This is a genomic window from Paenibacillus sp. B2(2019) (assembly GCF_008370385.1).
Taxonomy (GTDB): domain Bacteria; phylum Bacillota; class Bacilli; order Paenibacillales; family Paenibacillaceae; genus Paenibacillus_AQ.
Map to the genome: position 1 here is coordinate 671,900 of NZ_VTZR01000002.1, position 23,115 is coordinate 695,014.

20 protein-coding genes and 1 other annotated feature are annotated in these 23,115 nt (G+C 42.0%); of the genes, 14 read left to right on the top strand and 6 right to left on the bottom strand.

Annotation, left to right across the window (positions count from 1 at the left end):
* The first annotated feature begins 159 nt into the window (after positions 1-159).
* Complete coding sequence (locus tag PAENI_RS03420; protein ID WP_149644246.1) at positions 160-1,392, top strand: aminopeptidase; 1,233 nt, start codon at positions 160-162, stop codon at positions 1,390-1,392.
* A 238-nt stretch (positions 1,393-1,630) separates the two neighbouring features.
* Here the strand turns inward: PAENI_RS03420 and trpS are convergent, their stop codons facing one another.
* Positions 1,631-2,626, bottom strand: coding sequence for a tryptophan--tRNA ligase (gene trpS / locus PAENI_RS03425; protein WP_149644247.1), 996 nt, complete (start codon positions 2,624-2,626; stop codon positions 1,631-1,633).
* Between the two features lie 102 nt (positions 2,627-2,728).
* Positions 2,729-3,017 (bottom strand) — a binding site (T-box leader).
* Positions 3,018-3,214: 197 nt separating this feature from the next.
* On the opposite strand from trpS, the gene PAENI_RS03430 reads away from it, so the two are divergent.
* Positions 3,215-3,640, top strand: coding sequence for a hypothetical protein (locus PAENI_RS03430; RefSeq protein WP_149644248.1), 426 nt, complete (start codon positions 3,215-3,217; stop codon positions 3,638-3,640).
* Positions 3,641-3,696: 56 nt separating this feature from the next.
* On the opposite strand, the gene PAENI_RS03435 is transcribed toward PAENI_RS03430, so the two are convergent.
* Positions 3,697-4,065: a winged helix-turn-helix transcriptional regulator gene (locus PAENI_RS03435; RefSeq protein ID WP_149644249.1), complete on the bottom strand. Its 369-nt coding sequence runs from the start codon at positions 4,063-4,065 to the stop codon at positions 3,697-3,699.
* Positions 4,066-4,289: 224 nt separating this feature from the next.
* Here PAENI_RS03435 and PAENI_RS03440 point away from each other — a divergent pair, with 224 nt between their 5' ends.
* From PAENI_RS03440 to PAENI_RS03450, 3 genes are all read left to right on the top strand, one after another.
* Positions 4,290-4,826 (top strand): sigma-70 family RNA polymerase sigma factor, encoded by a 537-nt coding sequence (locus PAENI_RS03440; RefSeq protein WP_149644250.1) that lies wholly within the window; start codon positions 4,290-4,292, stop codon positions 4,824-4,826.
* Complete coding sequence (locus tag PAENI_RS03445) at positions 4,819-5,940, top strand: DUF4179 domain-containing protein (protein WP_149644251.1); 1,122 nt, start codon at positions 4,819-4,821, stop codon at positions 5,938-5,940. Before PAENI_RS03440 ends, PAENI_RS03445 begins: the two co-directional genes overlap by 8 nt.
* 186 nt (positions 5,941-6,126) lie before the next feature.
* Positions 6,127-7,698, top strand: coding sequence for an ABC-F family ATP-binding cassette domain-containing protein (locus PAENI_RS03450; RefSeq protein ID WP_149644252.1), 1,572 nt, complete (start codon positions 6,127-6,129; stop codon positions 7,696-7,698).
* 2 nt (positions 7,699-7,700) lie between these two features.
* Here PAENI_RS03450 and PAENI_RS03455 read toward each other — a convergent pair whose 3' ends face one another.
* Positions 7,701-9,506 (bottom strand): cache domain-containing sensor histidine kinase, encoded by a 1,806-nt coding sequence (locus tag PAENI_RS03455; RefSeq protein ID WP_149644253.1) that lies wholly within the window; start codon positions 9,504-9,506, stop codon positions 7,701-7,703.
* A 6-nt stretch (positions 9,507-9,512) separates the two neighbouring features.
* Complete coding sequence (locus PAENI_RS03460; protein WP_149644254.1) at positions 9,513-10,748, bottom strand: helix-turn-helix transcriptional regulator; 1,236 nt, start codon at positions 10,746-10,748, stop codon at positions 9,513-9,515.
* On the opposite strand from PAENI_RS03460, the gene PAENI_RS03465 reads away from it, so the two are divergent.
* On the top strand, positions 10,733-11,362 hold the full coding sequence (locus PAENI_RS03465) for an ROK family protein (RefSeq protein ID WP_188114462.1): 630 nt from the start codon (positions 10,733-10,735) through the stop codon (positions 11,360-11,362). The two genes, PAENI_RS03460 and PAENI_RS03465, sit on opposite strands and share 16 nt — an antisense overlap.
* Before the next feature lie 197 nt (positions 11,363-11,559).
* Positions 11,560-12,966 (top strand): GNAT family N-acetyltransferase, encoded by a 1,407-nt coding sequence (locus PAENI_RS32470; RefSeq protein WP_149644256.1) that lies wholly within the window; start codon positions 11,560-11,562, stop codon positions 12,964-12,966.
* A gap of 308 nt (positions 12,967-13,274) precedes the next feature.
* Here PAENI_RS32470 and PAENI_RS03475 read toward each other — a convergent pair whose 3' ends face one another.
* Complete coding sequence (locus PAENI_RS03475; RefSeq protein WP_149644257.1) at positions 13,275-13,811, bottom strand: GNAT family N-acetyltransferase; 537 nt, start codon at positions 13,809-13,811, stop codon at positions 13,275-13,277.
* Between the two features lie 240 nt (positions 13,812-14,051).
* Here PAENI_RS03475 and PAENI_RS03480 point away from each other — a divergent pair, with 240 nt between their 5' ends.
* Both PAENI_RS03480 and PAENI_RS03485 read left to right on the top strand, forming a co-directional pair.
* Positions 14,052-15,239 (top strand): stalk domain-containing protein, encoded by a 1,188-nt coding sequence (locus PAENI_RS03480; RefSeq protein WP_076282829.1) that lies wholly within the window; start codon positions 14,052-14,054, stop codon positions 15,237-15,239.
* Positions 15,240-15,429: 190 nt separating this feature from the next.
* Entirely contained in the window at positions 15,430-15,618 is a 189-nt protein-coding gene (locus PAENI_RS03485; protein ID WP_076121390.1) for a hypothetical protein, read from the top strand.
* A 77-nt stretch (positions 15,619-15,695) separates the two neighbouring features.
* On the opposite strand, the gene PAENI_RS03490 is transcribed toward PAENI_RS03485, so the two are convergent.
* The gene (locus PAENI_RS03490) at positions 15,696-16,985 is read right to left on the bottom strand and encodes an adenylosuccinate synthase (RefSeq protein WP_042187588.1); all 1,290 of its coding nucleotides are present in this window, start codon (positions 16,983-16,985) and stop codon (positions 15,696-15,698) included.
* Positions 16,986-17,098: 113 nt separating this feature from the next.
* On the opposite strand from PAENI_RS03490, the gene PAENI_RS03495 reads away from it, so the two are divergent.
* The 5 genes from PAENI_RS03495 (at position 17,099) to PAENI_RS03515 (ending at position 23,097) form a co-directional block, all read left to right on the top strand.
* Positions 17,099-17,977, top strand: a complete 879-nt coding sequence (locus PAENI_RS03495; RefSeq protein WP_042193785.1) for a LysR family transcriptional regulator — start codon at positions 17,099-17,101, stop codon at positions 17,975-17,977.
* A gap of 45 nt (positions 17,978-18,022) precedes the next feature.
* A complete protein-coding gene (locus PAENI_RS03500) occupies positions 18,023-19,258 on the top strand; it encodes a molybdopterin-dependent oxidoreductase (protein ID WP_042187590.1) in 1,236 nt (411 codons plus the stop codon).
* A gap of 226 nt (positions 19,259-19,484) precedes the next feature.
* Entirely contained in the window at positions 19,485-20,231 is a 747-nt protein-coding gene (locus PAENI_RS03505; protein ID WP_316502735.1) for a hypothetical protein, read from the top strand.
* 13 nt (positions 20,232-20,244) lie between these two features.
* Positions 20,245-21,933 carry a vWA domain-containing protein gene (locus PAENI_RS03510; protein WP_149644258.1) on the top strand — a complete coding sequence of 563 codons (1,689 nt, stop codon included), beginning with the start codon at positions 20,245-20,247 and terminating at the stop codon, positions 21,931-21,933.
* A 24-nt stretch (positions 21,934-21,957) separates the two neighbouring features.
* Positions 21,958-23,097 (top strand): toxic anion resistance protein, encoded by a 1,140-nt coding sequence (locus PAENI_RS03515; protein ID WP_149644259.1) that lies wholly within the window; start codon positions 21,958-21,960, stop codon positions 23,095-23,097.
* Positions 23,098-23,115 lie beyond the last annotated feature (18 nt).

Below are 23,115 nucleotides of genomic sequence, written 5' to 3' on the forward strand. Positions count from 1 at the left end.
CGAGAGCGGTTCCTTTCATGGGGGCCGCTTTATTATATCGAATCGCAACTCTAAGCGTTTTGCGTTAAAATAAGAAGTGAAGCTGACCGTCTGCTGTTAAGGAGCTCCGGTGCTTTGGTGCGACAGTAAAGCAACCATAGAGATGGAGGAAGAGAATTCATGAAAGATTTTGATGTCATGTTAGAGAAATATGCGAACCTGGTTGTAAAAGTAGGGGTAAATGTACAGCCTGGACAAGTCTTAATGGTGCATGCACCTATTGAAACGGCAGAGCTTACTCGCTTGATTGTAGGTAAGGCCTATGAAGCAGGTGCTAAATATGTAATTGTTGATTGGGACGATGAAGCGACTACACGTATTCGTTACGAAAAAGCCCCAGAAGATTCCTTCGATTACTATCCACAGTGGCAAGCAGAGATGATGGAGAAGTTTGCGGAAGAGAACGGCGCCATCTTACATATTAAAGTACCAGATCCGGAATTGTTTAATGGTATTGATTCTTCCAAAGTGTCAAGAGCAGTTAAAGCGGCAGCTGTTGCTCGCAAAAACTACTCCAAATATACTCGTAATAGCAAAATTAGCTGGTCTCTCGTTAAGGCTCCAACGCGCGCTTGGGCGAACAAGGTGTTCGCCGATCTCCCTGAGGAAAAGCGAGTGGAAGTGATGTGGGAAGCGGTATTCCAGATGAATCGTGTAGGTAGCGAGGATCCGGTTGCCGCATGGAGAGAGCATATCGGTCAATTGAAAGAAAGTCAGGATAGAATGAACGCTAAGCGTTATAAAAGCCTGCATTACCGCGCTCCGGGAACGGATCTGCATGTGGAGCTTCCAGAAGGACATCTATGGCGTGGAGGCGGCGGAGAGAATGATAAAGGCGTGTATTTCGTGGCGAATATGCCAACGGAGGAGATCTATTCCATGCCACATCGTACAGGTGTGAATGGTACAGTTAAAAGCACACTTCCTTTGAATCTGAACGGACGGTTGGTAGAAGGTCTTTCATTCACTTTTAAAGATGGAAAAGTAGTAGCGTATGAAGCTGAGTCCGGACGTGAGCATCTGACTTCGCTGCTGGCAACGGATGAAGGTGCATCCTATTTAGGAGAAGTGGCTTTAGTGCAGCATGATTCTCCAATCTCTCGCTTGAACCGAATTTTCTACAATACAGGGATTGATGAGAATGCCTCCTGCCATTTCGCGTTGGGAAGTGCTTATCCTGTCAATATTGAAGGCGGCACAAAGCTTACGAATGAAGAGCTTGTCGCACGAGGTGCTAATGTCAGCTTAACGCATGTCGATTTTATGATTGGTTCAGCTGAGCTGGATATTGACGGAGAATTGGCGGATGGTACGATTGAGCCTGTATTCCGTAAAGGGAATTGGGTGCTGTAAGGTATAAAATTAAGGTCGTAATCTCGCTTTAGGGGGTTACGGCCTTTTTTTTGAAGAAAGGATTTACGTTATATAAAGTATTTTTATGTAGAAGCGGACAAGTGTAAAGTCCTAACCCCTGGTCCAGAGTATAGCTTCAAGGAGGGATCGACGCTTGTAGCTGCAAGCGAAGCAAAAACCGCCGGTGCTCTCTTCAATAGAGAGCCCGGCGTTTTTTTATTGCCCTTAGAGATCAGTTTTATTTTGAAAAATAATTAAGGCCCATAGCCTCGCGTACTTCGGACATCGTTTCTTGAGCAATATCGCGGGCACGCTTAGTTCCGGATAATAAGATATCCTCAACAACCTTGGGTCTGGCAGCATAATAGGAGCGACGCTCACGCATTGGTTCAATTAGCTGGTCTAGAGCTGTCGTGATAAGCTGCTTACAGGCAGAACAGCTTATACTGCCACTTTCGCAGCTATCGTGAATTTCTGGGGCGCCATGCGAACGAACAGCACGATGATAAGCATAAATGGGACAAATGTCTGGATGCCCAGGATCATTTTTATGAACACGGGCTGGATCGGTTGTGGCTTTACGGATCTTGAAGGTGATCTCTTCTTTCGTAGAGTCCAGCTCGATAGCATTGCCGAGGCTTTTACTCATTTTAGCGTTGCCGTCTGTTCCTACTAGTCTTGGCGTCTCGCTGATGAGCGCTCTGGGCTCCACAAGGATGGGGCTGTACAGTTCGTTGAATCTACGTACGATTTTGCGGGTTAACTCCAGATGGGGAAGCTGGTCTTCTCCTACAGGAATAATCGTCGCTTTACAAAAGGTTATATCCGCAGCCTGGCTAACTGGATAACCTAGAAAACCATAATACAATTCATCTAAGCTGGAATTTTTCGATTCGGCTTTAATCGTGGGATTATGCCGTAAAGAATTCACAGTAACAAACATGGAGAATAGGACGGTTAGCTCAGCGATCTCAGGAACCATAGATTGAATAAATAGGGTGGCTTTATCTGGATTTATACCCGCCGATAAATAGTCCAGTGTGATTTCATTCAAGTTTTGACCAAGGTATTGAGGCCGATCAAAGTGAGTCGTTAGGGCTTGAATATCTGCTAGAAACACAAAAGTATCATATTGCTCCTGTAGAGCCACTCGGTTCTGTAAACTGCCCACGTAATGGCCAAGGTGCAGCTTTCCGGTCACTCGATCTCCAGTTAATACACGTTCTTTTATCATTTAAATTCCTCCTGTTTTGTCGCCTTTGATTAATATTGAGTCGCCACCACCAGCCATCATCCATGGCCATCACCTCCTTAAAATGACAAAAAAACCTCATCCAATAAGGACGAAGTTATCGTGGTACCACCTTAATTGATCGTGTTACCATACGTTTCGTTGGCTTTACGATCTTCTCTTACCTGTACGAAAGAGGGTTAAAGATAATCTCGGATACAGGTCCCTTGATAACGGTGGGAACCCCGGCTATCCCTACAGCATCCTAGAGTGATGTTTCGGAAGAGCAACTCTAAAGGCCATTCGATCAAGCGCTGGACACCGGTTTGCAGCAACCACCGGCTCTCTGAAGTCCATGTTCGTTTGTCTACTTACCCTTTGTCAGCGTTGTTCATGATATTTGGGTAATTGTAATTCTGATAAGTGAGTTTGTCAATAGGTGGAAATTAGAGGATGATATTCGAAGTATCTAGGTTTTATAATCTAGTAAAAGTATAACTTAAATGTATATAATCATCAGGAATTAAGTCCAATCTATCATTGCGGATTCACAATATACTATTCTATAACCTTGAAATGGAGTGATGATAAATGGCGACAATTATAAGTTATGGGTCACAGGCAAAAATCCCGTTAGACCCGTTTACTACTGCTATAACGGTTGCAGGGATTCCTGGAGCTGGAGCGGGTCTAGCCACAGCGCAAGTAAATATTAGTCCGGCTAATCCGGCCTCTTTCTCCAGCAGAGTCGAGTTAAATGGTAGTTTTAGTCTTACTGCACTTGCTAACAGCCAATTTCTTGTTTTAATCCGACGTGCTGGAGTCGATATTTATAGATCCTTTTTTCGTTTTACTACAACTACTGATATTCAATTAAATGTTCAGTGGGTTGATGGTCCTTATATTGGAGTCCACAATTATGAATTGGTAATTCAAAATGATAGCAATTTACCTATAAATCTATTTGGACCCATATCATTCACAGCAACTGCTATAGGTGGAGATGGCGTAATTTAAGTTATGGGACAGTTAAATCGATCTGATTTAACTGTCCTTTTTTCATGGGGTAAAATTTATTTATTTAAAATGTTGTCCTCTAAAACAGCATATTTATCGCCATATTGCTGAATGATATGTTGTTCTCCCCAATTACATAGAGAAGTCAAAATGTCGCTTAAACTATCACCATACTCACTAAGTTCATATTCTACTTTGGGTGGAACCTGATTGTATACGATCCGGTTGATAATTCCATCGGCCTCAAGTTCGCGTAGTTGCTGGGTTAACATTTTTTGAGTAATTCCGGGCATTAACTGTTTTAGTTCCGATGTTCGCTTTTTGCCATGAGTTAAATGACACAAAATTACACATTTCCATTTCCCTCCAATTACTTCGAGTGTGGCCTCAACAGAAATATTGTATTTTTTCTTGAAAGTTGTCATGATATCCTCCAATGTATGGGTACTTTTTAGTACCTATGGTACTTTTAAGTGCGTACTATTGATTATGTCCAATTTTACTTATCATAACATTTATCGTTCTTTTTTTATAGAATGTTATAATTTTAAGTGCTCAGTCCCGAAAAAGTTATTACAAATAAAAACCGTTTCTATACCCTCCCCGTCTTAATCTATGAGAGGTTTAGGAGAGGGGGCTAAGGAAGGATATGACGATGACTAATGCAGAAATGAAGAAGGTAACGATTCTTGATTCTAGGAGCGAGACGGATTTCTACGATTCTATATTGGTACATAGAGAACAACTATACAGTATTGCCTATAGCTATTTGCGTAACCGGAATGATGCGCTTGAAGCGATGCAGGAAATGACTTGCCGGGCCTGGATCAAAAGAAAAACGTTAAAGGATCCAAAAGCGTTTAAATCATGGATCATTCGGATCCTGATTTATGTCTGTATAGATGAACAAAGACGTAGAAAACGTTCCATGCCGCTTGTAGACGAGAGAATAGGAGAGCAGATTACGCACATTGGCCATCATCGGATGGAAATGCTGTGGGCACTTGAACAGGTTAAACCCAAGTATCGCCATGTGCTGCTGCTTAAATACTACAACGATATGACCTTAAATGAGATTGCTAACATTCTGGATAAACCTGAAGGAACGGTCAAGACATGGCAGCATAAAGGACTCAAGCAGTTAAGAACGATCATTAAGAATCGGGGTGATTGGAACCATGAGTAGTCAGGAGGAGCTTGCCATGTTAATCGATGCTGAACGGATCCCACAGGAGCAAAAAATGGAGAGTGCAGCCGCACAAATCTATGCCATTCAAGCAGGACTCGAACTAGGTAAGAAGCGCGGAAAAAAGCTAATGTTCGCTAGAAGCGCTATGGCTGTACTGACTGCATCTGTTTTGATTGCAGGTTTACTCTTCTTCAATCCAACCCAATTGATGCCACAGCAAGCCTCTACAAGTATTAAATCAAGTAACTGGGGTGTGCTGGAACCTTTTAAGAAGCTTGCCTCGTTAGATGGTGATGCTCTCACATTAGAATCTGCTATCCGAAATGATTATGTGCAAATCGTGAATAAGAGTGCTGAGAAAAACGGATATAAAATCACTCTAAATGCTGTGATCGCTGATGAAAATAAAATTATACTGCTATATACAGGGACTACAAGTGGTGGTCAGGAAATTTACAATGTGAATAGTGTATGGCTGACAGATGCTGTGACGGGACAAAGTGTAGTGGATGAAAATGGGAGTAGAGGTGGGATGGGTTTACATGCTGTGGATAGTATTTATACATGGCTCGGAAAAACTATCTATCCACTAGATAAGGAAAAAGCATTTCCAAAAGAGGTGGTTGCGAATTTTCAGATCGCTTCAGTGGATCCAGGAATGCTAGCAAAACCAAAAACGGGAACAGATCTAGCTGACATGCGCTATTCTGATCGTTTAAAGGTGAGTTTCGCTATTGATCCAAAATTCTGGGAACAGAAGACCGAGACAGTAGTTATAAATCAGCCTTTTATGATTGACGGACATGAAGTGAATCTTGCGCAGGTGGAGCTATCTCCTTTAAGTATAGTAGTTAAATTCACGTTAAGTGAGGCATTAAAAACCGATTGGGAGATCAGGAATGAAATTTTTGGAAAGACTCCTAGTGAGTTGACCTCGCGGGTTGGGAAGCGCGAATTGAAAAATAATTCGATTGGCGGAAGTGGCAGTGAGGACGGATTTATAAGTAACTTTAGCAGCAACGTATTGGATCATCCAAAATTCATTCGTTTGAAGCTTGATGCGGGGCCTGATCGCGAGAAAGAGGAGTATATTGATATCTTGAAAAAATAAGCAGCAAGTGATGAGAGTGAGAATGTGATGGGATTCGTAATGCAGAAAAAGGTCCGCTGACAGCGACCTTTTTTTGTTTTCTAGAAGATTAAATATGATTATAAAGTCCTTTTTAAAATAGTGCTATAATAGCTCTTTGAGTGTTCTGAGCTGTATTTTGATCTATATGAACTAGGGGTGATAGATTTGAGCGTAATCCGTATGGAGAACGTAACTAAGAAATATGAGAATACTTTGATTTTTCGAGATATATATTTTCGAGTTAGCAAGGGTGAACGGATTGGGTTAATCGGACGAAATGGTGCGGGGAAGTCTACTGTTTTTAAACTGATGATGGGAAAAGAGGAGCCAACAGCAGGGAAAGTAGAGTTAGATCCCAATGTGAAGATCAGTTATTTCTCTCAATTCTCGGAGCTTTCCGGCACCTTGTCTGTACAGCAAGAGTTAGAATTGTGCTTTGAGCAGGTAGCGCTTATCGAACAGGAGCTTAACCAAATCGGGGAACAGCTTGGACAAGTGACGGATGATGACCAGATGAATACACTTTTAGAGCGGCAAGCGGCGCTTTTTGAACAAATGGATCATTTGGATGGCTGGAATGTATCTGTAGAAATCAACACTGTTCTGACGAAGTTGGGCTTCAATGAAAGATCACGGCATCAACCAGTAGATGAATTATCGGGAGGCTGGAGGAACCGTGCAGCACTGGCTAAAGTCTTAATTGAAATGCCCGACGTCGTATTCCTCGATGAGCCTACTAACTTTTTGGATATCGAAGGGATCGTATGGTTGGAGCAGTGGCTGCACCGTTTTAATGGAGCGATGATTCTGGTCTCCCATGACCGGCAGTTTATTGACAGAGTAGTCACGCGCACGATAGAAATCGAGAATTATCATTTTCAAGAATATGAAGGCAATTACACTGACTATGTTCGTAAAAAGAAGATGCGTAAAAAGGTGCTTGACCGTCAGTTCGAGTGGGAAGAAGAGCTTCTGCTTATGGAGTCTGAGGCCATTGAAACCCGGGGGAACAAAAAGTCCTCGAAGGATCGCCTATCACGTAAACTGACAGATATGAAAAAGCGCGTGGAGCCTCATCCAGTGAACGTACTGATCACCGATATCTACAGTAATTTACGGTTTCCGGACAAGCTTGGTGAAGTGAAGGGAATTGGACAAAGCTATGATGGTCGGACGATATTCCAGAACATTAGCTTCGATATTCAAAAGGAAGATCGGATTGCTATTGTGGGGCCTAACGGAAGCGGGAAGTCGACACTCATAAAGGTATTGACTGGGCAAGAAGAGCCTGAAACGGGTGGTGTGACTTGGGAACGTGGGGTCAGCTATGCGTACTTCAATCAGATGTGGGACGAACTCGATGTTAAGGATACAGTCAGTCATGCCGTAAATGTGTATGGGCTGGGACTCGATGCTCCGCGGAAAAAAGTGAATAAATTTCTATCGATGCTACAATTCTCAGAAATGGATCTGAGCAAAACGATCGGCAGTCTGTCAGGTGGACAGCAGGCCAGAGTAGCGTTAGCGAAATGCCTTCTCTCTGGCGCGGCTGTCATTATTTTGGATGAGCCAACGAATCATTTAGATTTGACGAGTATTCAGGTGATGGAGCAGGCACTCATTCATTTCCCTGGAGCCGTAGTTACCGTCAGTCATGACCGCTTCTTCATCGATAAAATTGCAACGAAAATGCTTACCTTCGATCCTGAAGCAGGAATCACTGAGCAGAATGTTTAGGATTATGCTGGCAGTCGGATGATCACGGTCGTCCCTTCACCTACTTGACTGGTGATTTCAATCCCATAGGGTTCACCAAAATGAAATTGAATACGATCATGAACATTTTTTATACCAATATGATCTTCATCTAGGGTGTCTGATGGTTGAGAGAGACGAAGACGTAACTGTTTAAGTTTCTCTTCATCGATACCAATTCCGTTATCTTTAACGATAATTAGCATGTCATCCCCCGAAATCATCGAGGAGACTTCAAGGAGACCCGGTTCACTTCGACACTCCAGTCCATGGACGATAGCATTCTCAACGATGGGTTGAAGGGAAAAGTGCATGACTTTAATTATTTCGGTATTAGGTTCTAGCTGTTCAATATATTGAATTTTGTCCCCAAAACGTAATTGTTGGATTTTTACATACAGCCGGACGTGTTCAAGTTCTTCTCGCAGGGTTACGGTTATCTTCCCGGTCTGGATATGAATCCGAAACAATCTACCTACAATCCCCACCATTTCGCCAATCTCTCTTTGCCCATTAATGATGGCTTTCATTTGAATAGATTCAAGTACATTCGCAAGGAAATGTGGATTGATTTGGCTTTTAAGGGCGCCGTATTGAGCTACTTTTTGCTGTGCTTTGGCCATAGAAGATCGCTCGATATAATTTTGCAGGTCTTTCACCATTTTTCGGATTCCATTGTATAGAACACCAAACTCATCTTGACGATTACTATACAAATCCACATCAAAGTTCCCCATTCCCACCAGCTTAACCTTTCGGCTTAAAAGAATAATAGGCTTAGTGACACGCTCCGATAGGATATACATGAATAAGATCGCAGTGACAAGCGACAAGAGCGCTAATGTTAAAATGATTTTTCCGAGAAAAGTGGCTTGCTTAGTCATCTCTTTTTCATCTATATACTGAATGACCTTCCAGTTGGAATAGGGAGACGTAACAAAGTTAATGTACGAGTCTTTATCGTCAAAAGTACCATAAAAGCTTCCCGTATCATTGTTCATGAAAGTATTAAGCGCCTGAGGTTCTATAGGGATAGGTTGTAAGGGTGAGGTCTCCAAGATGTCAGAGCTGTAAACACTACCGCCCTTATCGTCTAAAATAATGAATTTTCGTTTGCTATTCTCCGAGAGCTTTAAGATTTCACGTAATGAATCCAATCGGATATCGATTAACATGACGCCAATGGGCTGCTTGCTTCCTTTTTTATTAATGACTCGGGCAATAGAAATGACGGATTGTTTGTAATTGGTGCGATAGAAGGGGACATGGCTGCCAAATAGAATCACTCCGCCTTTTTTCTGCTGGGTCTGTAAATACCAATCCTCCTGGGTATAATCCTTCACATCATAATCCGCACGATTGAAATTGGCAGAGTAGAACACACGTGATCCCGAAAAAATCTGCACACTATCAACATTTTTAATCGTCATCTCAATCCCGCTGATGAAATGCTCAATCGTGTTTCCATACTGAATATTCAGGTCATTTCCGACGTCGTCTTTATGGATCGTCCAATGCTCAAGTGCGGTTTGGAGCTGGCTATCTACCTGCGCGTTCAGTGTACCTTTATCAATACTTTGAAGATATTGGTCAATGTTGAACGAGAGGTTGTTAAGGATCAGATTTGAGCTGCTCTGGTATTCATTTTTGACGGCTTGGTTTGAAAAGATATAGATGATTGCGGATATGATCAGGAGTGGAATGGTAATGGTCAGGATCATCAGCATGAAAATTTGACGATTGACATGTCGCATCCGGTAGCGTCTCTTTGGTTGCTCAATCTGTATCATTTTAGGTCACCAGCCTGATTGTTTTCTATAGTCTGATGGAGTCATGTTGGTGATACTTCGGAATGTTTTAACGAAATGCTTATAGCTTTTGTAACCACACATCGTACAGACATCGGTCACTAGAATCTCCGGTTTTTTTAAGCATTCCTGCGCATATTCCATCCGAATTTCGGTCACAAATCGCATATAGTTCTTATCGAGTTTCCGCTTGAAGAGGCGACTTAAATAAGACGGATTATAGAAGAATCGATCTGCTACCATCTGCAGAGTCACGTCTTGATCAATATTTTCTTTAATGAAGGATTTAATATGCTCGAATATGATCACATCCTGTTGGTGGTTGTGTGTCAGTCCTTCGGTATAAACAATCCCCAAATGAATCATCCACCTGCCAAGCCAGTCAAAAAGCGTCTCAAGCGAATCAAAATCATCCACAAAGGTAAGGTTCAGGAGCTTTTTGCTGTACACACCTTCGATATGGATGTGGTTTTTATTGGCGAAGCGGATTATAACACTTATGATTTCCTGAAGAAATGCGAGCCAGTAATCAGGAGAAGAGACATCGGTTTTACTCAAAATATCTTGAGCCAGGCGGTGCATCAGCTGGAGCGTTTCTATTTCGTTAGAACTTTCGATACAGGAGATCATCCGTTTCTTATCATTCTCATCTAGTTGAATTAGGGATGGTTTCTGAGAATTTGAGTTTTCTATCCATTGTGGCACATAGAATAACCTGCAATCTCTCATGTAAAAGCGTTGATATAACATTCGATCGGAATCGTGCAGCAAAGTATGTATTTGTGCAGGGTTCTCCGTCGTCGTACCTATAACTAAATAGAGGCCTAGATGATGTTCTAGCGTAAGCGCCTTCAGATATTGATCGATTCGTATCTGTACTTGAGTTTGAAGAGGGAAGTTGTCAGTAGAAGACGGAGATCCCAATACAATAAGGCCATAGAGCTTAGTTTTAGATGAATATGTAAAAATAGAGTGTGGTGTAGAGGCGTGGAGATACTCGTCCACTGCGTGATGAATGAACTTTTCTGCATATTCTCTCATCCATAGGGTGGATGGAGTGCGTGGTTCTCTCATAGGGATACCGGTCAAAACAAAGGGTAGATAAAGAGAGTAGTTACTGTTGAAATTACATAGTTCATGGATAATAGAATCATCTTTTACTGAATGTTCTTCCTCAGTTCCAGCTTCCAGTAATCGTAGATAATGACGTGAATGTACTGGCATTAACAGAGAAATATTTAGGTTCTTGTATAGGTGTAGAAGATTTTATCTGTCTTGCACTTGGAACGGGTGTAGGCGGAGCAATTATTGTAGAAGGTCGCCTTGTTCATGGTTCTTGGGGTGGGGCTGGAGAGTTAGGGCATATGTCTGTAGATTTCAAAGGGCCGACATGCGTTTGTGGTGGGAAAGGCTGCTTAGAACATTATGCGTCAGGCACAAGCATTGCTCGTCGAATGCGGGAAAAACTAACTTTAAACAATGAGCCACTTGATAACTTAGAATCACGAGACGTGATCGCGAGATGGAGAGAAGGAGACCGTCTAGCTACAGAAGTAATGGAAGAAACAATTGCTGCGCTTGGTTCAGCTATCGCTTCGTTTATTCATATTTTTAACCCAAAGGTTATTGTTATTGGTGGTGGAGTGGCTGAAGCAGGCGAGCTATTATTCGAAGGAATAAGAAGAGAAGTGGCTACGAGAACGATGCCATCGATGCTGGAAGGCGTCCGCATTGAAGCAGCCTATCGTGGCAATTCCTGTGGAATGATTGGTGCGGCATTACAGATCTGGGAGTACGGAGTCCCATCCCTTTCATCTAGTAATGAAGGCTTTATCTAAATCTCTTGATTAAATAGAATAATTTACCGATAATGTTAAAGGGGATGAGAGTAAAGGTCAAATCTTTCTGGGGTCCCTAATCCGTTTATAAGGAGTGATGATGTTTGAGTACGAACAACACCACAATGAAGTCCGAGAGAGGTCAGTATTCGTAAGGGAAGAACACCTCTCAATGACTACGGGAGGCACTATCGGAAATGATGACTTTAATGAACATGGTATGGGGAACAGAGAACGATCTACCTGCCAAAGAGATGATCAAGTATTGGAATCATGAGCCTGGAACTTTGAAGCTTGTGAGAGCAAGTAGCAATTTTATTTATACGTTTCAATGGAATAGTAAGCACTATTATTTAAGGTTTACTCACGAAGAGGATAATAGCGCAGAGAATATTCAGGCTGAACTAGATTTTATGATGTACTTATTGGAACAGGGCTATGAGACCGTAGCGCCAGTACGCTCCAAGCAAGGGAAGTGGATTGAGACCCTTTCAACTGGAAATAGCAAATATCACGGGGTTGTTTTTGAACAAGCCCAAGGGGAATACGTTCCGCTTGAAGAGATGTCGGAGCTGCAGTTCCAACATTGGGGTCAAACGCTCGCGAGATTGCATAATTTATCCGAGACTTATGCTCCGAGCACACCCGCGCGTAAAAGCTGGGTCGATTCGCTTCAATTTATTTTATCCGTATTAAGAAGACACCCCGAGGAGCATAAAGCGCTTAAGGAATATGAACGAATTGAGGCGTGGCTAAGTGAGCTCTCTTTTGGCGTAGGGCATACGGGGCTGATCCATTTTGATTTTGAGACAGACAATATCTTTTATATGAAAGAGACATCTCGATATAGCGCGATCGACTTTGATGACTCTATGTATCACTGGTTTGCGATGGATATCACATCAGCGTTAAGAGATCTATCCAAGCAGAATGATGATGAGAGCAAGAAGAACATCGATCTTTTTATTAATGGCTATAGATCTGTAAAGCGGCTGGATGATGATTATATTAAGCTATTGCCAGGATTCCAAAGATTCTCTGACTTATATGGATTCGCTAGGTTACTTCGGAGTTTAGAGAATTTGGACGTTTCTGTTTGTCCGGAATGGGCACTACAGCTTAAAGCTAAATTAGATGCAATCTGTGATCGTATTCGGGATGGCTTTCATCCTCATATGGTGCTGAAGACAATCACTGAGAATAACTGGTATGCCTGTACGCAATTAGAGGTGTCCAATGAGCAAAAGACGGTTTTTCCTGTACCAGTAGTCTATTGGTTAGCAGAATCGGCTTATTGCGGAATGACTCCGTTGGCTTTATACGCAGATGAAGAATTGGTAGGATTCTCAGTATATGCCGTAGATCCTGAGGACAGAAGTTATTGGATTATGGCTTTTATGATTGATCAGAAATATCAGAATAGAGGATTCGGTAGAACCGGAATGGATGCCTTGATTCGAACTATAAAAGCGGAACATCACTGCGACAAAATCGTTATTGGACATCGAATAGAGAACGAACGTGCTTCGAACTTATATAAATCCCTTGGATTCGTTGAAATGAGCAGGGATGAGGTTGAAGTTATACGTGAGTTGATAGTGTAAAGAAAAGAGGCCGTTCCAAAAGTAGTTTTTGTACTACTTGGGAGCGGCTCTTCTTGTTATCCTGTAAATGACGTTCCAAATGATGATCCAAGTGAAATTTCAATAGAACAATTAGGGAATTTCTCCCTCTAATTCTGAGATTATTGGTTGCCAGACTTATAATTAGGGAAAACCTCCCCTAAATTCGTCTGATTTGATGAAAATCAAAGGGATTAGCCTGATTTATAGGGAGGAATTCCCTAATTTCATTCATTATTAGCGGATATCGACTTTTTATAGGGAGTTTTTCCCTAATCAGTTTTAAACCATCAAATATTAGCCCACTCCTGCTCTAAAGAGGAATAGACGATCTCGTTGCACCATTGCTGATTACAGAATCTAGTCTCCCTAAGAACCCCGTCTTTAAACATCCCTGCTCTAATCATTACTTTCTCAGATTGCATATTCTCGGCGTTGGCATAAGCAACAACCCTATGTGCATTAAGAGAGCTAAAGGCATAACCTATCAGAGACTTCACGGCTTCAGTTGCATATCCCATTTTCCAATAGTCCGGGAGTAGGACCCAACCGATTTCCCATTCTCTGATTTCTTCCCAGTTTAACTTTATGCTGACATTACCGATGGGCTTCATATCCAGCTTTGTACATATTGCAAGATCATAATATTGCCGTGGATCAGATGTTGCTTGAGACAAGATCGAAAGGAAGTCATCTTTAATTTGTTTTGCATCAGGTGCAGTGTTCTCATATTTGTAGGATAGGGGATTTTGTTCTAGTTCTTCATAAAAAGAAGAATCACTGCTTGTATAATCTCTTAAAATTAATCGGTTCGATACTATTTCCATGAATATAGCACTCCTAGTTTAAGTTTTAATTGTTCTTCAGTTGCTAACGCCTAATACGATTACAAAGACTCTGTTATACGTACTCTGTAATTTCTTGTAGATCCATGTAATTTCCTTTATTTTTCATAATATTTACACATTATAAAAATATAAGCTTAACAACCTTCCATTTTTATCTACAAAAATAGTGGAATTGTGATAAAGTAATATTGGTTTATTTACTAGAGGGGGATTTTGGAAATGAAAATGATTAAATGGGGCATCACTGCAGCGCTGGCAGTATCTATGTTTGGTCCAATTCATACAGCGAAGGCAGCAGATACAAGTGTACAAGCAGAGACTACGACTCAAAACAACGATGATCTAATCTTTAAGATGGACTATACGGAGATGACCGTTGGTGACAAGGTTCCGGTGCAGATTTTTGCAAAAGGTCCAGATGGCTCATCCGAACGTGTTCCACTGTCTCAAGCAGATATGGTTATTGAGAAGCCTTACTTATTGCAAAAGCTGCCTGATGGTTCAATAAAAGCATTAGCCGTTGGCGAAACAAATGTAACCGTACGTTCAGGAGCTAATTCCAAAACGTTAAAGTTATCTATCAGTGCTGATAAGGACATCGAAACAGGTGTATTAATCAATGGCACGATGTATTTGCCTGTACAAACTACCTTTAAGAGTTTAGGTGCAACTATTCAGACGAATACAGCCACTAAGACTTTTAGTATTCGTGTAGGGGATTTGCCTATTCAGCTTCAACTGGGCAGCGATATTGCTATGGTGAATGGGAATAAGGTGAAAATGAGTGGTAAAGTGCAAACCGTGGATGGAGGAGCAGTATTCCCTGCTACCCTCTTAAAAACAGCATTGGGAGCAGTATTGGACTTTGGTGCTCATTATGAGTCTTTGAACATCAATTTCGGTAAAGCTGAGTTATTTGCGTACACAAAAAATACGTTAAAAATAGCCAAAAGAGAATCTCAAGGTGACCTCGCCAAGCTAATCGGAAAGACTTATTGGTTCAACCAGTATGATTCCGACTATAAATTCCAAAAAGCAACGATTGTTGATATTCTTGTGAACGACGATAATGAGTTTTCGATTTCTTTTCAATTGGCATCAGGTAAAATTGTGAATTCTTATGATATGGAATACGATCAGGTCACTCGCGATCTGGCAAACAAAGAGTATTTCTTTACGTCTGATCCTACCAAAATCTATAAATGGTCTAATGCGATTTGGGCCAAAATCAAGGCGGGTACAATTTCGACAGGGATGACGAAGCAGCAAGTAGAATTAAGCTGGGGCACTCCAATTGATAAATCAAGTCTATCCGGCAGTGGAATTACAGTTGAGACTTGGCAATATAGAAATTATAATTACGTAACCTTTACAAATGGTGTTGTCTCTATGATTTACACAAATTAATGTAAGGGAACTATAACTTCATTTTAAATCAAAGGACGCCTTCAGGTTCATCACCGGGCGTCCTTTTCATATATTCGAACGCCTCATCATTGATTTAGTCATAGAGCCTGTCTCTGAAGCATATCTTTTGAAAGAAGCACTTTCAGAATGAAATGTTGACTATTTATTGACCGAAATGAGGGGTTTATTCATGGCAAAGTCAAAACGTGGACATGCACTGTGGAGTTTACCATCCAGGGGTCGGGGTACTTGTCCGGTCTGTCAGAGCACACGGATCAAACTGCTTTATCCAAAAAGAAAAACGGACGGATCAGTCGTTAAGGTTTGTAAGCGTTGTGACAAGGCGCCTCAGACGAAAGTGGATGCAGTGTTGGTGTAAAAGAGTAACGCAAGGATGCCTAGTTGCAGCTATATGCATTTTGCATGTAGGTACAACTAGGCATCCTTATTTTGAAATTATTTCAGCGTACGATGAATGACCTGATCACGTCTAGGTCCCACAGAAACAGTAGAAATACGTATTCCAATAGACGTTTCAATAAAGTCTACGTAACTTTTAGCTTGCTCTGGCAGCTCGTTGAAGTTCGTGATATGGGAAATATCGCAGTTCCAGCCAGATAAATACGTTATTATTGGCTTTGCTGCGTTTAGTTTATTGGTTGCTGGAAACTTGTCGGTGATTTCCCCATTTTCAAGCTCATAGGCAACGCAAACCGGAATCTCATTTAAATAACCAAGAACATCCAGATTGGTCAGCACAACCTCCGTTGCACCTTGCATCAGGCAACCATAGCGTGTAGCTACTGCATCAAACCAACCCATACGTCTAGGACGACCCGTTGTTGCTCCAAATTCCCCAGCATCACCACCTCGTGTGCGAAGTTCATCCGCTACAGGGTCTTCTAATTCAGATACAAAAGGTCCGGCACCAACACAGCTTGAATATGCCTTCGTTACAGCGATGACATTCGTGATGGCAGCTGCAGGAAGACCCGCGCCGACAGGTGCGTATCCGGCAAGTGTCGATGAAGAGGTAGAGTAAGGATATATACCGTGATCAGGATCGCGCAGAGCGCCTAATTGCCCTTCAAGCAGAATCGTTTCTCCTTTTGCATAAGCTTCTTGTAGTATTTCTGTTGTATTGGCAACGTATGGTGCCAATTGCGCAGCTTCCTTTTGCAACTGAGCCATTAATTCCGAGACTTGGAATGGGGCTTTCTTATATAAATGCTCCAGCAATACATTTTTTGAAGCAAGTAATTGTTCGAGACGTTTCTCAAGTCGGGCGGGATCAAACAAATCTGCAACTTGTATCCCGAGCTTCGCATATTTATCCGCGTAGAATGGCGCTATTCCTCGTTTGGTTGAACCGAACCCTTGTGACCCAAGTCGTTCCTCTTCCAGCTCATCAAACAAACGATGGATCGAGAGTACGATTTGAGCACGCTCAGATACGTACAACTTCGGCTGTGGAACCCCTCTATCTGCTAATGCTTGTAATTCCTTTACTAATACTTCTGTATCAAGAGCTGTTCCTGGTCCAATAATGTTTGTAACTGAAGGGTAAAATACACCAGAAGGCAGCATATGAAGCGAAAATTTTCCATACTGGTTAATGATAGTATGCCCAGCATTACTTCCACCTTGAAAACGAACTACATAGGATGATTGAGCGGCTAGTACATCTGTCATTTTTCCTTTGCCTTCATCTCCCCAGTTAGCTCCTACAATTGCGATTACGGTCACGTGATTACCTCCCAAGCTTGTGATTGGCTACAGCTCTAAGTATAATGCTAGATATAACATTAGAAAAATTGATATATGTAATATCTATTATAAGGTGAGGTAATGACTTGGGAATGGACATCAACTTGGAATGGTATCGCTCTTTTTATTGGGTAGCACAAACAGGCAGCTTAACTGCGGCAGCAGAACGGCTGAATATCACACAACCCGCGGTGAGTCACACGATTAAGCAATTGGAAGAAAAGATGGGCGGCCCCTTATTTTTCCGTACCTCTAGAGGGGTGGATCTAACAACAGAAGGAAAAGTACTGCTGCGATTCATTGAGCAAGCCTTTCAGAATGTGGAGATGGGTGAGCGAGCGATTGCTGAAATGAACAATTTAAATAGTGGGGAGATTCATATCGGTGCAAGTGATACCCTCTGCAAATATTACTTGTTATCTTATCTCGAGCAATATCATGAACAATATCCTAACGTACGTATTCATATTACGAATCGAACAACACCGGAAACGCTCACGCTTTTAAAAGAAGGCAAAATTGATTTCGGCATCGTAAGCTTACCGGCATCTGACAAGCAGATTGAATTTCGTAAGAGTACACGGCTCCAAGATTGTCTTGTAGGAGGCAAGGGCTTCCGTCATTTAGCAGATAATACGATGCCGCTTGCAAACATCAAGCAGTACCCATTATTATTCCTGGAGCCAGGAGGCAGCACAAGAAAGTACATAGATGGGTTTCTTGCCTCCAATCATGTGACGATAACACCAGAGTTTGAACTAGGCAGTGTAGATCTTCTTGTTCAGTTCGCTTTACGTGGCTTTGGTCTAGCTTTTGTTATTCGTGATTATGTAAGGGAAGAATTAAAAAGTGGGGAGCTTGTAGAAATCCCTTTAGATCCGCCATTTCCAGAGCGTAACATCGGGATAGCGACTCTTCGAGGGGTTCCACTCTCTGCTGCATCAAAGTCCTTTCTAACCTTATTGGACTAAATTAAATCGGGTGCGGGATTATACACATGAGGAGGAGGCTAAGCTATGAGTGATTTGCTTGGTCGGCTACGTAAGGGATACGGGAAAAAGCTGCGTGCACTTCACACCTGGAACGGCTGGATCGTCGTGATATTGGCCTTGACTGGGCTTGTGCTAGTAGGCGGTTTCTGGCGAGGTTTCCTCGGTGAAGGCAGGGTATGGATTAAAGGCTTGCATATTGTGGTAGGAATTGCATCTATCCTTCCAGTGATCTATTATCTTCTGCTGGCCAGTAAACATTGGAAACAGCTAAAGGAAAAACCTTGGCAGCGGTTCAATGTACTTGTTGTGCTCTTCCTGTTGCTTGGGTGGTTCGTTTCTGGTGTATTGTTATGGCAGTTTCGTACGGTAGGACCGCAAGTATCTAATCTTTCATTGGTCGTTCATGATGTCCTGACATGGATTGGACTGCCTTACATTATCTATCACTCATTGACTCGTGTGAAGTGGTTGAAGGAGCCGAATCGTAGGATCATCAAGAGCGAGGGGAGTGCCATTACAACATCTCAGAATACTCCGCAGCCAGTCTATACACGTAGAGCTTTCATTCGAGGGACGATCGGTGTAGGGCTTGCCCTTACAATCGGACCCTCATTTGTAAAATGGTTAGGCAGCTCGATTGGAAACATCGGTGGCAGCGAAACGATCGATAAATTAATCGAGAATGACCGCAATCAGCTGTTGCCAGCACCGCAGCCACTGGCGGCATCGTCACCGCCTCTTGGAGGTGGGTCGCAGGGTCAATTCCGTGTTTATACTGTAACCCCTATTCCTGAGTTCACGAACGATAATTGGTCCTTTAAGTTGGATGGTCTTGTTGATCAGAGCTTTACATGGAATTGGGAGCAATTCGTTCAATTGCAACGTACGGTTCAAGTGAGTGATTTTCACTGCGTGACAGGTTGGTCCGTCTATAAGAATACCTGGGAGGGCATCAAGCTGAAGGATCTTCTACAAATGGCTGGTGTGAAGTCCACTGCAAAGACAGTGAAGTTCTACTCAGGGGATGGGGTATATACAGATACCCTTACGCTGGAGCAGGCGGATATGGACGATGTTATGGTCGCGGTGATGCATGATGGGAAACCGATTCCAAGCGATCTCGGTGGACCGGTTCGGCTAATTGTCCCCAAAATGTTCGCTTACAAGTCAGTGAAGTGGCTGAACCGGATTGAACTGATCGAGGGAGAGCATACAGGATACTGGGAGCAACGAGGCTATTCGAATGACGCTTGGGTATAAATGAGTTTACTTAACCTTAATGGGCTTTGGGCCTGTTAAGGTTTTTTTGTGATTAGGGATGTAATCATTGATTGTGTTCCATATAATAGGAGTGGATTAGTGAGGCATTTGGAAGTATCTGCGGGAAATTAGTGCTTTTGTAATAAAAAGGAGTTTAATCTTTTATTTTCTGATAAAATGAAAAAAAGTAATGGAAGAAGTTACCGGATCAGTTAGGGAGGTGTGTATGTTGAACGTTGCGAGATCCGTAAAGCTATTAGGGCTTATTATTGTTGTGGCGTTACTAGATATTATTGTTTTGTCACCAGGACTTTTAGGGGTGGAAATCGGCGGAGCAAGTGTTTTTGAGACAGCCTCTGGTGTGACATTATTAGTCATTAGTCTTCTTGTTGTTCTTTATGGAAGTTATAGTCTACTCTTTAAACCTTCGATGGTTCCACCTGTAAAAGAGATAAAGACGCATGAGGATTATATTGCAGCGCTATCGCAATACAGAAATGTAAAGGTGCTGAAGAAAGATATTACACTGGCATTAGAGCAGCTAACCCGGATGGAGAAGAAGAAAAATACGTTATTGGATGTTCTTAGTCAGAGATTCGAGCAGACGGAGTTAAGCTTTAAGAAATTTATGGCGGTTAGTTATGAAGTAGAGAAGCTCTTCTATTTGAATATCCGAGGGATTCTTAATAAGTTGAGTGTTTTTGACGCTTCAGAATTCACTCTTTTTGCCAGCCAGCAGAGACCTGCGCAGTTCTCAGAAAAGCTGGTGCAGAAAAAAACTGCTCTTTACCATGAGTATTTGGCTTATGTAACGGGGTATCTCGGAGCAAATGAAGAAATTTTGCTGAAGTTAGATCAATTGCTACTCGAAATATCGTTACTAGATAGCACGAATTATAAAGATGTTGAAGATATGCCTTGTATGAAGGAGATCGATGAATTGATCAAACAGACGAAATTCTATAAGCAATGAAAGGGCGATGCGAATGGCTAGGAAAGGGAGAACATTTCTTGTACTCGGGATTATAACTGTGGTCGTTTTTGCACTTGTATATTTTGGGATCACCTTAACAACTAATTTAGGAAAAACCACTAGTGAGGTCTCAACGGAAGATGCAGGCAAACAACTCGATAAACTATATAAAAAAATTAATGTAAACACCGCGGAGCAGGTCAAAGGACAAATCGACCTTGATCCCGTAGCCATTGGGGATTCCTTGCCGGATATTTCTAAATTTCCTATCTCAGTGACCAATACAACGGATAGCTTTGTTGAAATTTTTTCATCGACCGAAAAATCTGGAACAGGTAATGATGGATGGCTTAATGAAGTTGCGACAGATTTCAATAGCTCCAATATAGAGGTGAATGGAATACCTGTTTCCGTTAAGATTCGCAATATTGCTTCAGGTACAGCCACGGATTACATAAGGTCTGGAAAGTATATACCAGATGCATTTACACCATCCAATGAGTTATGGGGCGAGATGGTCAAAGCGAACGGCATCAAAACGCAGCTTATAACTAATCGTCTGATTGGCAATGTAGCTGGTATTGTTACGAATAAAACGAAATATGATGAGTTAGTCGAGAAATACGGTTCTTTAAACGTCAAGACGATCACAGATGCGATAGCGAATAATGAATTATCTATGGGCTATACAGATCCTTTTGCCAGCTCAACAGGTCTGAACTTCCTAGTGACTGCACTTGGGACTTTTGACAGCTCTAACTTGCTTGGAGAACAAGCGGTTCAGGGCTTTGAGAAATTCCAAGCCAATGTCCCTTTTCTCGCGTCGACGACTTTACAAATGCGCGATGCAGCCAAAACTGGAAAGCTGGATGCTTTTGTCTTAGAGTACCAAATTTTCGCGAATGCACCAGAACTGAAGGGGAGCTATGTATTTACTCCTTTTGGTGTAAGACATGACAGCCCACTTTACGCATTAGGTGATCTACCACAAGAGAAGCTGGACATTATTGAAAAATTCGCGGAGTTTGTTGAACAGGATAAATACCAGCGTCTAGGTGAAGAAAAAGGTTTTAACGGACTGAATGACTATCATTCGGAGGTCAATCCAGTGGATGGCAATCTTTTATCCTCAGCACAAAAGTTGTGGAAAGAGAAGAAAAACGGCAATAAGCCCATTGCCGCAGTATTTGTAGCCGATGTTTCAGGTAGCATGAACGGTGAGCCTTTAAATCGCTTAAAGCAATCATTATTAACGGGACAGAAGTATTTGGGCAAGGATAATAGTATTGGTTTTGTTTCATACTCCGATAACGTTACGATAAACCTTCCTATTGGTAAGTACGACACAAATCAACAATCGATGTTTGTTGGGGCGATAGATAGCCTTCAGGCGAATGGAGGCACAGCGACTTTTGATGGCATTTTAGTGGCACTAAAAATGCTTCAGGATGAAATGAAAATTAACCCAGAAATTAAACCTCTGATCTTTGTGTTAAGTGATGGGGAGACGAATGAAGGTCACTCCCTAGATGATATAAGGAGATTAATTGAAACCTACAAAATTCCGATTTACACCATTGGCTACAACGCGAATATTAAAGCATTGGAGAGCATTTCAAAAATTAATGAAGCAGCTAACATCAATGCGGATACAGATGACGTAGTCTATAAAATCGGTAATCTGCTTAATGTTCAAATGTAGGTTAAAATTGTTAGGAGGGGTTCTATGTCTTTCACGATGGAAGTGGTAAGTCCAGAGAAACTAAAATCCGCGATTGAAGCTCAGGTTAAACCTGAGCCAGAGGAAGTAACACAGCTGAAGGAAATGGCGAAAACCAATGTCTCGACGATCTTAGAGCTGGATTTAGAATCTTTGGATAAACGAAAAGAAGTGCTGCAATCCATAGACAGCTTCGGGATGAGCACCATGAGATCATCTTCAGATAAGAACTCTCTTTTACAAGTTTCTGTCGGGAATTTATCGAAAACAGGGGATGAAGGTGGGCAAGTTGCTAAGGGTTTAACAGAGCTCAATCTCCAGTTGAAAGATCTAGATCCAAGCGCTGTGGATTTTGCTAAAAGTGGTCTGCTAGGGAAGTTCTTTAACCCATTGCGGAGTTATTTTGCGAAGTATCAAAAAGCAGATGCTGTAATCTCAGATATTATTATTTCTTTAGATAAAGGGAAAACCGTATTGAAAAATGATAACACTACGTTAGAGTTTGAGCAGCAATCGCTTAGAGAGCTCACCAAAAAACTGCAAAAAGAGATTCAGCTAGGCATGCTGATGGATCAGGAGATCGAGGCTCAACTAGATGCAGCTAAGCTACGCAATGAGGACGAAGAAAGAGTAAAGTTCATCACAGAGGAAGTATTGTTTCCACTGCGTCAGCGTGTGATGGATTTGCAACAAATGCTGGTGGTGAATCAGCAGGGAATTATGGCCATTGAAGTAGTGATTCGAAATAACAAAGAGTTAATCAGAGGAGTGGACAGAGCCAGGAATGTTACAGTTTCTGCCCTGAAAATCTCCGTTACCGTAGCCAGTGCACTCTACAATCAACGAATCGTTTTGAAAAAGATTGAACTCCTAAATCAAACAACCAACACGCTAATAAGTGGCACCTCAAAAATGTTGAAAGATCAGGGAGCAGCAATCCATAAGCAATCCCTAGAATCTAGTATTTCAGTAGATACATTAAAACAGGCGTTCACGGATGTGCTATCCGCGTTAGATTCGATCAGTACGTATAAGCAGGAAGCTCTTCCTAAAATGCGTGAAACCATTAACCAGTTCAGAGAGCTGGCAGATAGCGGAGAACAGCAGATCGTGCGGCTCGAAAAGGGGAATAAGCTGGGCTTGTAGAATAGTTTGAACAATGGA

Coding starts and splice junctions, on each gene's coding strand:
- PAENI_RS03420 (WP_149644246.1), top strand. CDS start 160: ATGAAAGATTTTGATGTCATGTTAGAGAAATATGCGAACCTGGTTGTA.
- trpS (WP_149644247.1), bottom strand. CDS start 2,626: ATGATAAAAGAACGTGTATTAACTGGAGATCGAGTGACCGGAAAGCTG.
- PAENI_RS03430 (WP_149644248.1), top strand. CDS start 3,215: ATGGCGACAATTATAAGTTATGGGTCACAGGCAAAAATCCCGTTAGAC.
- PAENI_RS03435 (WP_149644249.1), bottom strand. CDS start 4,065: ATGACAACTTTCAAGAAAAAATACAATATTTCTGTTGAGGCCACACTC.
- PAENI_RS03440 (WP_149644250.1), top strand. CDS start 4,290: ATGACGATGACTAATGCAGAAATGAAGAAGGTAACGATTCTTGATTCT.
- PAENI_RS03445 (WP_149644251.1), top strand. CDS start 4,819: ATGAGTAGTCAGGAGGAGCTTGCCATGTTAATCGATGCTGAACGGATC.
- PAENI_RS03455 (WP_149644253.1), bottom strand. CDS start 9,506: ATGATACAGATTGAGCAACCAAAGAGACGCTACCGGATGCGACATGTC.
- PAENI_RS03460 (WP_149644254.1), bottom strand. CDS start 10,748: ATGCCAGTACATTCACGTCATTATCTACGATTACTGGAAGCTGGAACT.
- PAENI_RS32470 (WP_149644256.1), top strand. CDS start 11,560: ATGATGACTTTAATGAACATGGTATGGGGAACAGAGAACGATCTACCT.
- PAENI_RS03475 (WP_149644257.1), bottom strand. CDS start 13,811: ATGGAAATAGTATCGAACCGATTAATTTTAAGAGATTATACAAGCAGT.
- PAENI_RS03480 (WP_076282829.1), top strand. CDS start 14,052: ATGAAAATGATTAAATGGGGCATCACTGCAGCGCTGGCAGTATCTATG.
- PAENI_RS03485 (WP_076121390.1), top strand. CDS start 15,430: ATGGCAAAGTCAAAACGTGGACATGCACTGTGGAGTTTACCATCCAGG.
- PAENI_RS03495 (WP_042193785.1), top strand. CDS start 17,099: ATGGACATCAACTTGGAATGGTATCGCTCTTTTTATTGGGTAGCACAA.
- PAENI_RS03500 (WP_042187590.1), top strand. CDS start 18,023: ATGAGTGATTTGCTTGGTCGGCTACGTAAGGGATACGGGAAAAAGCTG.
- PAENI_RS03505 (WP_316502735.1), top strand. CDS start 19,485: ATGTTGAACGTTGCGAGATCCGTAAAGCTATTAGGGCTTATTATTGTT.
- PAENI_RS03510 (WP_149644258.1), top strand. CDS start 20,245: ATGGCTAGGAAAGGGAGAACATTTCTTGTACTCGGGATTATAACTGTG.
- PAENI_RS03515 (WP_149644259.1), top strand. CDS start 21,958: ATGTCTTTCACGATGGAAGTGGTAAGTCCAGAGAAACTAAAATCCGCG.